Source organism: Enterobacter cloacae complex sp. ECL414, from assembly GCF_021869685.1.
Lineage (GTDB): Bacteria > Pseudomonadota > Gammaproteobacteria > Enterobacterales > Enterobacteriaceae > Enterobacter > Enterobacter kobei.
In genome coordinates this window covers 96239-109673 of sequence record NZ_CP091482.1, presented here as the reverse complement: position 1 = coordinate 109673, position 13435 = coordinate 96239, and the positions used below count along the sequence as shown (strand labels likewise).

The following is a 13435-nucleotide window of genomic DNA, read 5'->3' as shown; positions in this document are numbered from 1 at the left end:
GTTTTACGCCGCCGCCGTATTCAGCAGCCAGCGGGCGAATTGCTGCATGGCCGGGGTTTCCGTACGGGACTGTAACCGCGTCAGCCAGTAGCCGCCGAGGGTGATTTCTGCGGCAAACGGCTGTACCAGTGCGCCTGACTGTAACAGGCGGCTGAACATACATACCGGTGCGATCGCTACCCCGGCACCCAGTTGTGCCGCCTCGGCCATGGCCAGTGAGGTATCGAACACCATTACCGGCTGTGACGGGGAAGGCGGTGTGCCGCCCGCACAATCCAGCCAGCGGCTCCATTCATCCCGGCGGAATGAGCGCAGCAGGGTAAAGCGGTGAACATCATCCGGCTGCTGTAACTGTTCTGCAATGGCCGGTGAGCACAGCGGAGCGTGTGGTGCACTGAAAATCAGTTCCGCATCTGACTCATGCCACGCGCCGTTACCGAAACGGATCGTATAATCATGCCCTTCCGCCGCCGGGTCCACATGATTGTTATGGGTGGAGATATGCAGATCAATATGCGGATGGCTGTCATAGAATCCGGCCAGACGCGGCAGCAGCCAGCCTGCGGCAAATGTTCCCACCGCACCGACTTTCACCCGCTCACGGAACTGCCCGTGAGAAAAACACTCCAGAGTATCCGCAATCCGGTCAAACGCCTCATTGAGCACCGGCAGTAATCCCTCACCTTCATGGGTCAGCACCAGCCCGCGCGAGACGCGGGTAAACAGCACACAGCCGAGTTGTTCTTCCAGCGCCCTGACCTGCTGGCTGACGGCGGCATGGGTGACATTCAGCTCAATCGCCGCGCGGGTAAAACTGAGATGACGGGCGGCGGCCTCAAAGGCGCGCAGCGGGTTAAGGGGGAGATAACGTCTGACCATAATCCACCTGTAAGTTTTTCTTTAGGGCAGTTGAGTCTTCATAATGCCTCCTTTGAAGGGAAGGTATAACGTCGGCTGCGGCAGCAGAGAAACGGCATTCCGGCGGTAATACTCTGCTATAGCAGAATCTGCCTTGTTGTAGCGCGGAACTCAAGTGATATTTGCCTCTTGTGTTTGCATTCGAGCTAATCCGGCAGCACTATTACTCCCAAGGGTTCCAGCAGTTGCTCCTGTTGCCAGGCACAGATCTTGACTCCTTCGAGGTTGACCCGTCTGGGGTCGAGCCCATCCAGATCGGCAAAGGTCAGGTCACAGCCCCGCAGATTGACCTGTTGCCAACAGTCGCGGGAGAAGGTGCCGCGGCTGAGATCTGAGCCCATCAAGGAAGCGCCGCTGAGATTGGCATTGCTCCAGTTGTTTTCAAACAGCTCGCATTTTTCCAGGCATTGGCCACTCAAGTTGGTATAGGCCAGGTTGCAACCTGAGATATAAGCCGAGCAGAAGTACATCTTATGGCTGACTTGATTGTAGAAGCGGGCCCGGGAAAAGTTGGCGCCCTTGAGATCGCACTCCCTGAACTCTATGCCAAAGCAGTTGGCACCGCTGAAGTTGGCCAAAGACAGACGGCAGGCCTTGAAACTGGCATCGCGCAGATCGGCATAGCTGAAGTGACACCCTTCAACGGCGCCGCTTTCAATGAAACTGCAATCCTCGAAACTGGCATCCTGCAGCTGACAGTGGCTGAAGTCACACTGATAAAAGCGGCAGCGGCGAAAACGGCTGTCACTCAAATCCTGGCGTGAGAAATCCTCTTGCTGAAAAACTTTATCAATAATATCCATACGGCTTCCTTTAATCAGGGAGGGTGCTAACGGGTATAGGAAGTATAAACCACCTTTTTGCTCCTCATCCGAAGTATCTTACCTGAAATTCCCTCACTCGTTTACCGCTCAAGCCCCAATTTTAACTGCCGGTCCAGCCTAAACCGCTCTAATAAGGTTCGATTTGGCGGTAAAATCTCTAGCCTGATAGCTCGAGAGATACAAACTGCCCCACCGCCCCGTTTAAAAGTTGGCAGTGTTGAGCAGTGTTGGATTTGGGGTCGTCAGTCAAAGAGACGACTCTGTGATGGATCGAACAGGCTGGGAGTCAGTGGCGGCGCTCGTTCTGGTGGCAGCTCACGCTGCTTGGCGGCATTCGCCTTGGCTGTTTTCTGTTTCAGATGCTTGAGAATCTGCTCAATGACCTTCGGATCTTCGATGCTGGCAATCACTTTGACGTGACCGCCGCAGTGTTCGCAGACTTCAATATCAATATTGAAGACTCGCTTGAGGCGTTGCATCCAGGTCATGGCGCGGTGGCGCTCTGCAGGACTCTTGTCACGCCAGTTAGTATCGAGACCTTCCGATTTGTCGGGCTTCTTGCCCCGCTTGGCGGGTGTTACTTGAACTCGGTGTTTGCTGTTCGGTGCAAAGACGCCGTGGAAGCGTGTGAGGTTGACTCGCGGCTTAGGTACCAACGCAGCGAGTTTGGCGATGAAGTCCAGCGGCTCGAAGATCACATGGGTGGTGCCATTGCGGTACGGAGTTTTGAGCTCGTAACGCACCTGCCCATTGGCGGTTAATGCCAGACGTTTTTCTGAAACCGCTGGCCGACTAATGTAGCGACACAAGCGCTCAAGCTTATCCCGCTGATGCGCTTCGGCCATCACACCGGCGTGTAGCGAGAAACCAGCATGGTTGGCTACTCGACTGCTTGAGTCGGCTTTATCCTCACGCCCTGGCAAGGTTTGCAGGGTGAAGACTTTGCGCCCTTGCTGGGGGCCGACGGCAATGCGATACGTAACCGAAGCACCATGTAATTGAGTCAGCGTATCGTCTTCGCCCTCTTCCAGTGTCAACCACGTATTCTCGGCATCACGCTCCAAAATCCCACGCTTTTCCATGCAGCGAGCGATGCGATGGCTGAGGGTGTGAGCGAGCGTATTCAGCTCATCGTAAGTGGGTGCCTTGACACGATGGAAGCGTTGCTTGCCATAGTCATCTTCGGCATAGACACCATCGAGAAACAGCATGTGGTAGTGGACATTGAGATTTAGCGCGGAGCCAAAGCGTTGGATAAGAGTCACTGAGCCAGTTTGTGCAGAGGCTTTGGTGTAACCGGCTTTTTTGATCAGATGAGTTGAGAGTGTACGATAGACGATACTCAAGACCTGGCCCATCAGCTGGGGATGGCGAGCCAGCAAAAAGCGTAGCTGGAAAGGAAAGCTGAGCACCCACTGGCGAATGGGCTCCTTGGGGAAGACTTCGTCTATCAGCAGCGCCGCACTCTCGGCCATCCGGCGGGCACCGCAGCTAGGGCAAAAGCCGCGTCGTTTACAGCTGAAGGCGACCAGACGCTCGTGATGACAATCCTCGCAGCGAACCCGCATGAAACCATACTCCAGACGGCCACATTGGAGGAGGTCGTTGAATTCTTGTTGGATGTAGCGAGGCAGGTGTTGACCTTGGGCTTCGAGTGAGGCTTTGAAGGCTGGGTAGTGCTGCTCAACCAGCTGGTAGAGCAGCGTCTGGTCGGGTTGGTGGCGTTCGTAACCGTTTGTTTGAGTGGGCGATTGACTCGCCGTGGCGTTCCTTGCCAGCGACATGGGTATCCTCCGCTGATACTGTGGTTATGTACAGTATCAGCGGCTTGCGTTCAGACGTCCAGTCTGGCCCTAGACATCGCTAAATGCTTAACCCGCAATAGCCCTCACGAGTTGTTATCAGCCACTACCGGTTGAGCGAGAAGGTTTTGGGTTCAGGGTGCTATTGCTCCACCAATCACAATACTGAAGCCCCAACTGTTATCAGTTGGGGCTTTTTCTTGTCTGTTTGCGGCGGTTGCGTTTTATCGGTAGTCGTCGAGCTCTGCACCATCCCACATAAGAGCTTAACGGTGCGATCTTCAACGCCATCACACAAAACTTTCTTTTTCACGCACAGTCAACTTATTGGATGTTTTATTAACAACCCAAAAGGAGATATTTAGCGGGCGGCCGGAAGGTGAATGCTAGGCATGATCTAACCCTCGGTCTCTGGCGTCGCGACTGCGAAATTTCGCGAGGGTTTCCGAGAAGGTGATTGCGCTTCGCAGATCTCCAGGCGCGTGGGTGCGGACGTAGTCAGCGCCATTGCCGATCGCGTGAAGTTCCGCCGCAAGGCTCGCTGGACCCAGATCCTTTACAGGAAGGCCAACGGTGGCGCCCAAGAAGGATTTCCGCGACACCGAGACCAATAGCGGAAGCCCCAACGCCGACTTCAGCTTTTGAAGGTTCGACAGCACGTGCAGCGATGTTTCCGGTGCGGGGCTCAAGAAAAATCCCATCCCCGGATCGAGGATGAGCCGGTCGGCAGCGACCCCGCTCCGTCGCAAGGCGGAAACCCGCGCCTCGAAGAACCGCACAATCTCGTCGAGCGCGTCTTCGGGTCGAAGGTGACCGGTGCGGGTGGCGATGCCATCCCGCTGCGCTGAGTGCATAACCACCAGCCTGCAGTCCGCCTCAGCAATATCGGGATAGAGCGCAGGGTCAGGAAATCCTTGGATATCGTTCAGGTAGCCCACGCCGCGCTTGAGCGCATAGCGCTGGGTTTCCGGTTGGAAGCTGTCGATTGAAACACGGTGCATCTGATCGGACAGGGCGTCTAAGAGCGGCGCAATACGTCTGATCTCATCGGCCGGCGATACAGGCCTCGCGTCCGGATGGCTGGCGGCCGGTCCGACATCCACGACGTCTGATCCGACTCGCAGCATTTCGATCGCCGCGGTGACAGCGCCGGCGGGGTCTAGCCGCCGGCTCTCATCGAAGAAGGAGTCCTCGGTGAGATTCAGAATGCCGAACACCGTCACCATGGCGTCGGCCTCCGCAGCGACTTCCACGATGGGGATCGGGCGAGCAAAAAGGCAGCAATTATGAGCCCCATACCTACAAAGCCCCACGCATCAAGCTTTTGCCCATGAAGCAACCAGGCAATGGCTGTAATTATGACGACGCCGAGTCCCGACCAGACTGCATAAGCAACACCGACAGGGATGGATTTCAGAACCAGAGAAAGAAAATAAAATGCGATGCCATAACCGATTATGACAACGGCGGAAGGGGCAAGCTTAGTAAAGCCCTCGCTAGATTTTAATGCGGATGTTGCGATTACTTCGCCAACTATTGCGATAACAAGAAAAAGCCAGCCTTTCATGATATATCTCCCAATTTGTGTAGGGCTTATTATGCACGCTTAAAAATAATAAAAGCAGACTTGACCTGATAGTTTGGCTGTGAGCAATTATGTGCTTAGTGCATCTAACGCCGGAGTTAAGCCGCCGCGCGTAGCGCGGTCGGCTTGAACGAATTGTTAGACATCATTTACCAACTGACTTGATGATCTCGCCTTTCACAAAGCGAATAAATTCTTCCAAGTGATCTGCGCGTGAGGCCAAGTGATCTTCTTTTTGTCCCAGATAAGCTTGCTTAGCTTCAAGTAAGACGGGCTGATACTGGGCAGGTAGGCGTTTTATTGCCCAGTCGGCAGCGACATCCTTCGGCGCGATTTTGCCGGTTATTGCGCTGTACCAAATGCGGGACAACGTAAGCACTACATTTCGCTCATCGCCGGCCCAGTCGGGCTGCGAGTTCCATAGCTTCAAGGTTTCCCTCAGCGCCTCGAATAGATCCTGTTCAGGAACCGGGTCAAAGAATTCCTCCGCTGCCGGACCTACCAAGGCAACGCTATGTTCTCTTGCTTTTGTAAGCAGGATAGCTAGATCAATGTCGATCATGGCTGGCTCGAAGATACCCGCAAGAATGTCATTGCGCTGCCATTCTCCAAATTGCAGCTCGCGCTTAGCCGGATAACGCCACGGGATGATGTCGTCATGCACGACAAGGGTGACTTCTATAGCGCGGAGCGTCTCGCTCTCGCCAGGGAAAGCCGAAGCCTCCATAAGGTCATTGAGCAATGCTCGCCGCGTCGTTTCATCAAGCTTTACGGCCACAGTAACCAACAAATCAATATCGCTGTATGGCTTCAGGCCGCCATCCACTGCGGAGCCGTACAAATGCACGGCCAGCAACGTTGATTCCAGATGGCGCTCAATGACGCTTAGCACCTCTGATAGTTGGTTCGAAATTTCGATGGTCACCGCTACCCTCATGATGTCTAACACCTGAGTTAAGCCGCGCCGCGAAGCGGCGTCGGCTTGGACGAATTGTTAGGCCGCATATCGCGACCTGAAAGCGGCACGCAAGACCTCAACCTTTTCCGCCCCGAGTGAGGTGCATGCGAGCCTGTAGGACTCTATGTGCTTTGTAGGCCAGTCCACTGGTGGTACTTCATCGGCATAGTAAAAGTAATCCCAGATGATCGCCTCCCAGCTGTTACAACGGACTGGCCGCCCGGCGATGACGCCCTCAGCCGCCTCTGGGCACGAGCCCTGCGGAGCCTCCGCGATTTCATACGCTTCGTCTGCCCACCAAGCAGGTTCGCAGTCAAGTAACTCATCCCCGATCTCCGCTAAGAATCCATAGTCCAACTCCTCCATGACGCGCCCGCCGAGCATTTCAACTATTGCCTCGAGCTCGCCGCGCCTCTCGCCGGGAAACGTCAGATCAATATCATCGTGCTTGCGTGTTACACGCCCTAGCCGTGCATCGATCGCCCAGCCCCCACCGATCCAGAGCGGCAGATTTCGCTCATCTGCCGCAGCTAGAATTTTGTGTATCAATGTGACCTGCGTTGTGTCCATGCGGCCTAACTTTGTTTTAGGGCGACTGCCCTGCTGCGTAACATCGTTGCTGCTCCATAACATCAAACATCGACCCACGGCGTAACGCGCTTGCTGCTTGGATGCCCGAGGCATAGACTGTACAAAAAAACAGTCATAACAAGCCATGAAAACCGCCACTGCGCCGTTACCACCGCTGCGTTCGGTCAAGGTTCTGGACCAGTTGCGTGAGCGCATACGCTACTTGCATTACAGTTTACGAACCGAACAGGCTTATGTCCACTGGGTTCGTGCCTTCATCCGTTTCCACGGTGTGCGTCACCCGGCAACCTTGGGCAGCAGCGAAGTCGAGGCATTTCTGTCCTGGCTGGCGAACGAGCGCAAGGTTTCGGTCTCCACGCATCGTCAGGCATTGGCGGCCTTGCTGTTCTTCTACGGCAAGGTGCTGTGCACGGATCTGCCCTGGCTTCAGGAGATCGGAAGACCTCGGCCGTCGCGGCGCTTGCCGGTGGTGCTGACCCCGGATGAAGTGGTTCGCATCCTCGGTTTTCTGGAAGGCGAGCATCGTTTGTTCGCCCAGCTTCTGTATGGAACGGGCATGCGGATCAGTGAGGGTTTGCAACTGCGGGTCAAGGATCTGGATTTCGATCACGGCACGATCATCGTGCGGGAGGGCAAGGGCTCCAAGGATCGGGCCTTGATGTTACCCGAGAGCTTGGCACCCAGCCTGCGCGAGCAGCTGTCGCGTGCACGGGCATGGTGGCTGAAGGACCAGGCCGAGGGCCGCAGCGGCGTTGCGCTTCCCGACGCCCTTGAGCGGAAGTATCCGCGCGCCGGGCATTCCTGGCCGTGGTTCTGGGTTTTTGCGCAGCACACGCATTCGACCGATCCACGGAGCGGTGTCGTGCGTCGCCATCACATGTATGACCAGACCTTTCAGCGCGCCTTCAAACGTGCCGTAGAACAAGCAGGCATCACGAAGCCCGCCACACCGCACACCCTCCGCCACTCGTTCGCGACGGCCTTGCTCCGCAGCGGTTACGACATTCGAACCGTGCAGGATCTGCTCGGCCATTCCGACGTCTCTACGACGATGATTTACACGCATGTGCTGAAAGTTGGCGGTGCCGGAGTGCGCTCACCGCTTGATGCGCTGCCGCCCCTCACTAGTGAGAGGTAGGGCAGCGCAAGTCAATCCTGGCGGATTCACTACCCCTGCGCGAAGGCCATCGGTGCCGCATCGAACGGCCGGTTGCGGAAAGTCCTCCCTGCGTCCGCTGATGGCCGGCAGCAGCCCGTCGTTGCCTGATGGATCCAACCCCTCCGCTGCTATAGTGCAGTCGGCTTCTGACGTTCAGTGCAGCCGTCTTCTGAAAACGACAAACGATGTCAGAATAGAGTTAAATTTCCTATTGATTGACATATTCCGTCAAAGGTAATAGATTTCATCCTGACACTTTTGCCTTTGGAGGCATCTTGCAAGGTCAACGCATCGGCTATGTCCGCGTCAGCAGCTTCGACCAGAACCCGGAACGGCAATTGGAGGGTGTTCAGGTGGCGCGGGTGTTCACCGACAAGGCTTCTGGCAAGGACACCCAGCGTCCCGAGCTGGAAAGGCTGCTGGCCTTCGTCCGCGAGGGCGACACCGTGGTGGTGCATAGCATGGACAGGCTGGCACGCAACCTTGATGACCTGCGCCGCATCGTCCAAGGGCTGACACAACGGGGCGTGCGCATGGAGTTCGTCAAAGAAGGGCTGAAGTTCACCGGCGAGGACTCACCGATGGCCAATCTGATGCTGTCGGTCATGGGAGCCTTCGCTGAGTTCGAGCGCGCCCTGATCCGCGAACGTCAGCGCGAGGGAATCGTGCTGGCCAAGCAGCGCGGTGCCTACCGGGGACGAAAGAAATCGCTGAACAGCGAACAAATTGCCGAGTTGAAACGGCGAGTTGCGGCAGGCGACCAAAAAACCTTGGTGGCCCGTGACTTCGGCATCAGCCGCGAAACCTTGTACCAGTACCTGCGGGAAGACTGACCATGCCACGCCGCTCAATCCTGTCCGCCACCGAGCGCGAAAGCCTGCTGGCACTGCCAGATGCCAAAGACGAACTGATACGGCACTACACGTTCAACGAAACCGACCTGTCGGTGATCCGTCAGCGTCGCGGCGCCGCGAATCGATTGGGCTTCGCTGTGCAGCTTTGCTACTTGCGATTCCCTGGCACCTTTTTGGGCGTCGATGAGCCTCCGTTTCCGCCCCTGTTGCGCATGGTGGCCGCGCAACTCAAGATGCCAGTGGAAAGTTGGAGCGAGTACGGCCAGCGCGAACAGACACGGCGGGAGCACTTGGTCGAGCTGCAAACGGTTTTTGGGTTCAAGCCCTTCACCATGAGCCACTATCGGCAAGCCGTGCATACATTGACCGAGCTGGCCTTGCAGACCGACAAAGGCATCGTGCTGGCGAGCGCACTTGTCGAGAATCTGCGGCGGCAGAGCATTATCCTGCCCGCCATGAATGCCATCGAGCGCGCAAGCGCCGAGGCCATCACCCGTGCCAACCGACGCATTTACGCGGCGCTGACCGATTCTTTGTTATCACCCCACCGTCAGCGCCTGGACGAACTTCTCAAGCGCAAGGACGGCAGTAAAGTGACGTGGCTGGCATGGCTGCGCCAGTCGCCTGCCAAACCGAACTCTCGCCACATGCTCGAACATATTGAGCGCCTGAAATCCTGGCAAGCACTTGATCTGCCCGCAGGCATCGAGCGGCAGGTTCACCAGAACCGCCTGCTCAAAATCGCTCGTGAAGGTGGCCAGATGACGCCTGCTGATCTGGCAAAGTTCGAGGTGCAACGACGCTATGCCACGCTGGTAGCGCTGGCCATCGAAGGCATGGCCACCGTCACCGATGAAATCATCGACCTTCACGATCGCATCATCGGCAAGCTGTTCAACGCGGCCAAGAACAAGCATCAGCAGCAGTTCCAGGCTTCCGGCAAGGCGATCAACGACAAGGTGCGGATGTATGGGCGCATCGGTCAAGCGTTGATTGAGGCCAAGCAAAGCGGCAGCGATCCGTTCGCCGCCATCGAGGCCGTTATGCCCTGGGACACCTTCGCCGCCAGCGTCACCGAAGCGCAAACATTGGCGCGGCCTGCCGACTTTGATTTCCTGCACCACATCGGTGAAAGCTATGCCACGCTACGCCGCTACGCGCCGCAGTTCCTGGGCGTGCTCAAATTGCGGGCTGCGCCCGCCGCCAAGGGTGTGCTCGATGCCATCGACATGCTGCGCGGCATGAACAGCGACAGCGCGCGCAAGGTGCCCGCCGATGCGCCAACCGCATTCATCAAGCCGCGCTGGGCAAAGCTGGTTCTGACCGACGACGGCATCGACCGGCGTTACTACGAGTTATGCGCCCTGTCGGAGCTGAAGAACGCGCTGCGCTCCGGTGATGTCTGGGTGCAGGGTTCTCGCCAGTTCAAGGACTTCGACGAATACCTGGTGCCGGTCGAGAAGTTCGCCACTTTGAAGCTGGCCAGCGAATTGCCGCTGGCAGTGGCCACCGACTGCGACCAATACCTGCATGACCGGTTGGAATTGTTGGAGGCGCAACTCGCCACAGTCAACCGCATGGCTGCGGCCAACGACTTACCGGATGCCATCATCACCACCGCGTCAGGCCTGAAGATCACGCCGCTGGACGCGGCAGTACCAGACGCCGCGCAAGCCATGATCGACCAGACAGCTATGCTGCTGCCGCACCTCAAAATCACCGAGTTGCTGATGGAGGTCGATGAATGGACGGGCTTCACCCGCCACTTCACACACCTGAAGACCAGCGACACGGCCAAGGACAAAACCTTGCTGTTGACGACGATCCTGGCCGACGCGATCAACCTGGGTCTGACCAAAATGGCCGAGTCCTGCCCTGGCACCACCTACGCCAAGCTGTCTTGGCTGCAAGCCTGGCACATCCGCGATGAAACCTATTCGACGGCGCTGGCCGAGCTGGTGAATGCGCAGTTTCGGCAACCCTTCGCCGGCAACTGGGGTGACGGCACCACGTCATCGTCGGACGGCCAGAACTTCAGAACCGGCAGCAAAGCAGAAAGCACTGGTCATATCAACCCGAAGTATGGAAGCAGTCCAGGACGGACTTTCTACACCCATATCTCCGACCAGTACGCGCCCTTCAGTGCCAAGGTGGTCAACGTGGGCATTCGTGATTCAACTTACGTGCTTGATGGCCTGCTGTACCACGAGTCGGACTTGCGCATCGAGGAACACTACACCGACACGGCAGGCTTCACCGATCACGTGTTTGGCTTGATGCATTTGCTGGGATTTCGCTTCGCGCCGCGTATCCGTGACTTGGGCGAAACCAAGCTATTCATCCCCAAGGGCGATGCCGCCTATGACGCGCTCAAGCCGATGATTAGCAGCGACAGGCTGAACATCAAGCAAATACGCGCCCATTGGGATGAAATTCTGCGGCTGGCCACCTCCATCAAGCAAGGCACGGTAACGGCTTCGCTGATGCTGCGCAAACTCGGCAGCTACCCGCGCCAGAACGGCTTGGCCGTGGCGTTGCGCGAGCTGGGGCGCATCGAGCGCACGCTGTTCATTTTGGATTGGCTGCAAAGCGTGGAGCTGCGCCGCCGCGTCCATGCGGGGCTGAATAAGGGCGAGGCGCGCAACGCGCTGGCCAGGGCGGTCTTCTTCTACCGATTGGGTGAAATCCGCGACCGCAGTTTTGAGCAGCAGCGCTACCGGGCCAGCGGCCTCAATCTGGTGACGGCGGCCATCGTGTTGTGGAACACGGTATATCTGGAGCGTGCCACCAGTGCTTTGCGTGGCAACGGCACGGCGCTGGACGACACATTGTTGCAATATCTGTCGCCGCTGGGGTGGGAGCACATCAACCTGACCGGCGATTACCTATGGCGCAGCAGCGCCAAGGTCGGTGCGGGGAAGTTTAGGCCATTGCGACCGCTGCCACCGGCTTAGCGTGCTTTATTTAATGAGATGGTCACTCCCTCCTTCCCGGTACTATGCTGAGGACAGGCTTTCATTCGGAGAACTATCATGGAAAACATTGCGCTCATTGGTATCGATCTGGGTAAAAACTCTTTCCATATTCATTGCCAGGATCGTCGCGGGAAGGCTGTTTACCGTAAAAAATTTACCCGGCCAAAGTTGATCGAATTTTTGGCGACATGCCCCGCTACAACCATCGCAATGGAAGCCTGTGGCGGTTCTCACTTTATGGCACGCAAGTTGGAAGAGTTGGGGCATTCCCCAAAGCTGATATCACCACAATTTGTCCGCCCGTTCGTTAAAAGCAATAAAAACGACTTTGTCGACGCCGAAGCTATTTGTGAAGCTGCATCGCGTCCGTCTATGCGTTTTGTGCAGCCCAGAACGGAATCTCAGCAGGCAATGCGGGCTCTGCATCGTGTCCGTGAATCCCTGGTTCAGGATAAGGTAAAAACAACCAATCAAATGCATGCTTTTCTGCTGGAATTTGGCATTAGCGTTCCCCGAGGAGCTGCCGTTATTAGCCGACTGAGTACCATTCTTGAGGATAATAGTTTGCCTCTTTACCTCAGCCAGTTATTGCTGAAATTACAACAGCATTATCACTATCTTGTTGAGCAGATTAAAGATTTGGAATCCCAGTTGAAACGAAAGTTGGACGAAGATGAGGTTGGACAGCGCTTGCTGAGCATTCCCTGCGTCGGAACACTGACAGCGAGTACTATTTCAACTGAGATTGGCGACGGGAAGCAGTACGCCAGCAGCCGTGACTTTGCGGCGGCAACAGGGCTTGTACCTCGGCAGTACAGCACGGGAGGTAGGACGACATTGCTGGGAATTAGTAAGCGAGGTAATAAAAAGATCCGAACTTTGTTGGTTCAATGTGCCAGGGTATTCATACAAAAACTGGAACACCAGTCTGGCAAATTGGCCGATTGGGTCAGGGATTTACTGTGCCGGAAAAGCAACTTTGTCGTCACTTGTGCTCTGGCAAACAAGCTGGCCAGAATAGCCTGGGCCCTAACGGCACGACAGCAAACTTATGTAGCATAACGGCAGAAATACACCGGTTTAAAGAATTACTGATCTGGTTTTGCGAATACTGATATTGATGATACTAACGGCCCACCGGCCTGTTGAGGAACCTGTAAAACGGAAAGGCTCATTGAAGCCGTATATTTTCTGGAGGTTCATCAGGCGCGGAACTCATCAAGGCGCGGGAATAAAATCCCATTCAGACGCCGGATAGATTCAAGCAAGCCAACTTGTCGTCAAAATCGGTGTTGCAAAAACGGGAGTGACCATAGATCCGTTTTCTGAGACGACCCCATCTACGTCAGGTTTCCGCTTTGGTTCGCTGGTGGCCGTCTCAGCTTGTTTTAGGGTGGAACGTGGATAGGCCAGGTTATATGCTGCGCCTGTGGTCATTTGCTCGATGACCGCAGGTGCATAACCTTCTGCTTCCAGCTTACGATATGCAGCCCGGTAGTCTCTTTGGGTTTTCAGCGGGTATATCTTTCCGCCTTTACCATCGAAAGCGATAAACCAGAAATCGTCCGTGCCAGTTTCCAGATTTCTGCAACGTTTCAGATGCCATCCGCCTTCTCTCGCCCAGATGGTACGGTTATTTCTGGCATTCGTTTTGTCATAACCGTTCTCGTCAAGCCAGCTATCAAAGCTGGTCAGCCCCAGATCCTGAACCTCCAGAGAAGGCACTCGAATGACCTGCAAGGTATGGCGGGGTCTTGGCTCTCTCATCT

At 56.0% G+C, this 13435-nt stretch carries 11 protein-coding genes and 1 pseudogene; 4 read left to right on the top strand and 8 right to left on the bottom strand.

Features of this window, described 5'->3' with window-relative positions; genetic code table 11:
- Positions 1–3: 3 nt before the first annotated feature.
- The 7 genes from ampR to aadB form a co-directional block, all read right to left on the bottom strand.
- Positions 4–879, bottom strand: a complete 876-nt coding sequence (ampR, locus tag L3068_RS23820; protein ID WP_004193231.1) for a LysR family transcriptional regulator AmpR — start codon at positions 877–879, stop codon at positions 4–6.
- Positions 880–1064: 185 nt separating this feature from the next.
- Positions 1065–1721: a quinolone resistance pentapeptide repeat protein QnrA1 gene (locus tag L3068_RS23815; RefSeq protein ID WP_012579084.1), complete on the bottom strand. Its 657-nt coding sequence runs from the start codon at positions 1719–1721 to the stop codon at positions 1065–1067.
- A 263-nt stretch (positions 1722–1984) separates the two neighbouring features.
- Positions 1985–3526, bottom strand: a complete 1542-nt coding sequence (locus L3068_RS23810; protein ID WP_000050481.1) for an IS91-like element ISCR1 family transposase — start codon at positions 3524–3526, stop codon at positions 1985–1987.
- Between the two features lie 404 nt (positions 3527–3930).
- Positions 3931–4770: a sulfonamide-resistant dihydropteroate synthase Sul1 gene (gene sul1, locus L3068_RS23805; protein WP_000259031.1), complete on the bottom strand. Its 840-nt coding sequence runs from the start codon at positions 4768–4770 to the stop codon at positions 3931–3933.
- Entirely contained in the window at positions 4764–5111 is a 348-nt protein-coding gene (locus L3068_RS23800) for a quaternary ammonium compound efflux SMR transporter QacE delta 1 (protein WP_000679427.1), read from the bottom strand. The genes sul1 and L3068_RS23800 overlap by 7 nt, the downstream gene beginning before the upstream one ends.
- Positions 5112–5274: 163 nt before the next feature.
- The gene (locus tag L3068_RS23795) at positions 5275–6066 is read right to left on the bottom strand and encodes an ANT(3'')-Ia family aminoglycoside nucleotidyltransferase AadA2 (protein ID WP_001261740.1); all 792 of its coding nucleotides are present in this window, start codon (positions 6064–6066) and stop codon (positions 5275–5277) included.
- Between the two features lie 57 nt (positions 6067–6123).
- Positions 6124–6657: an aminoglycoside nucleotidyltransferase ANT(2'')-Ia gene (gene aadB / locus L3068_RS23790; protein WP_000381802.1), complete on the bottom strand. Its 534-nt coding sequence runs from the start codon at positions 6655–6657 to the stop codon at positions 6124–6126.
- 145 nt (positions 6658–6802) lie between these two features.
- Between aadB and intI1 the strand changes: the two genes are divergently transcribed.
- The 4 genes from intI1 (at position 6803) to L3068_RS23770 (ending at position 12728) form a co-directional block, all read left to right on the top strand.
- On the top strand, positions 6803–7816 hold the full coding sequence (gene intI1 / locus L3068_RS23785; protein WP_000845048.1) for a class 1 integron integrase IntI1: 1014 nt from the start codon (positions 6803–6805) through the stop codon (positions 7814–7816).
- Between the two features lie 296 nt (positions 7817–8112).
- Entirely contained in the window at positions 8113–8670 is a 558-nt protein-coding gene (locus L3068_RS23780; RefSeq protein WP_001162012.1) for a recombinase family protein, read from the top strand.
- 2 nt (positions 8671–8672) lie between these two features.
- Positions 8673–11645: a Tn3 family transposase gene (locus tag L3068_RS23775; protein ID WP_001138073.1), complete on the top strand. Its 2973-nt coding sequence runs from the start codon at positions 8673–8675 to the stop codon at positions 11643–11645.
- Between the two features lie 78 nt (positions 11646–11723).
- The gene (locus L3068_RS23770) at positions 11724–12728 is read left to right on the top strand and encodes an IS110-like element IS4321 family transposase (protein WP_000427623.1); all 1005 of its coding nucleotides are present in this window, start codon (positions 11724–11726) and stop codon (positions 12726–12728) included.
- Positions 12729–13004: 276 nt separating this feature from the next.
- Here the strand turns inward: L3068_RS23770 and L3068_RS23765 are convergent.
- A pseudogene (locus L3068_RS23765) lies at positions 13005–13433 on the bottom strand (hypothetical protein); the annotation flags it as partial.
- Between the last annotated feature and the right edge of the window lie 2 nt (positions 13434–13435).

Excerpts from the sequence above, each read along its gene's own strand:
- ampR (WP_004193231.1), bottom strand. The coding sequence starts at position 879 with ATGGTCAGACGTTATCTCCCCCTTAACCCGCTGCGCGCCTTTGAGGCC.
- L3068_RS23815 (WP_012579084.1), bottom strand. The coding sequence starts at position 1,721 with ATGGATATTATTGATAAAGTTTTTCAGCAAGAGGATTTCTCACGCCAG.
- L3068_RS23810 (WP_000050481.1), bottom strand. The coding sequence starts at position 3,526 with ATGTCGCTGGCAAGGAACGCCACGGCGAGTCAATCGCCCACTCAAACA.
- sul1 (WP_000259031.1), bottom strand. The coding sequence starts at position 4,770 with ATGGTGACGGTGTTCGGCATTCTGAATCTCACCGAGGACTCCTTCTTC.
- L3068_RS23800 (WP_000679427.1), bottom strand. The coding sequence starts at position 5,111 with ATGAAAGGCTGGCTTTTTCTTGTTATCGCAATAGTTGGCGAAGTAATC.
- L3068_RS23795 (WP_001261740.1), bottom strand. The coding sequence starts at position 6,066 with ATGAGGGTAGCGGTGACCATCGAAATTTCGAACCAACTATCAGAGGTG.
- aadB (WP_000381802.1), bottom strand. The coding sequence starts at position 6,657 with ATGGACACAACGCAGGTCACATTGATACACAAAATTCTAGCTGCGGCA.
- intI1 (WP_000845048.1), top strand. The coding sequence starts at position 6,803 with ATGAAAACCGCCACTGCGCCGTTACCACCGCTGCGTTCGGTCAAGGTT.
- L3068_RS23775 (WP_001138073.1), top strand. The coding sequence starts at position 8,673 with ATGCCACGCCGCTCAATCCTGTCCGCCACCGAGCGCGAAAGCCTGCTG.
- L3068_RS23770 (WP_000427623.1), top strand. The coding sequence starts at position 11,724 with ATGGAAAACATTGCGCTCATTGGTATCGATCTGGGTAAAAACTCTTTC.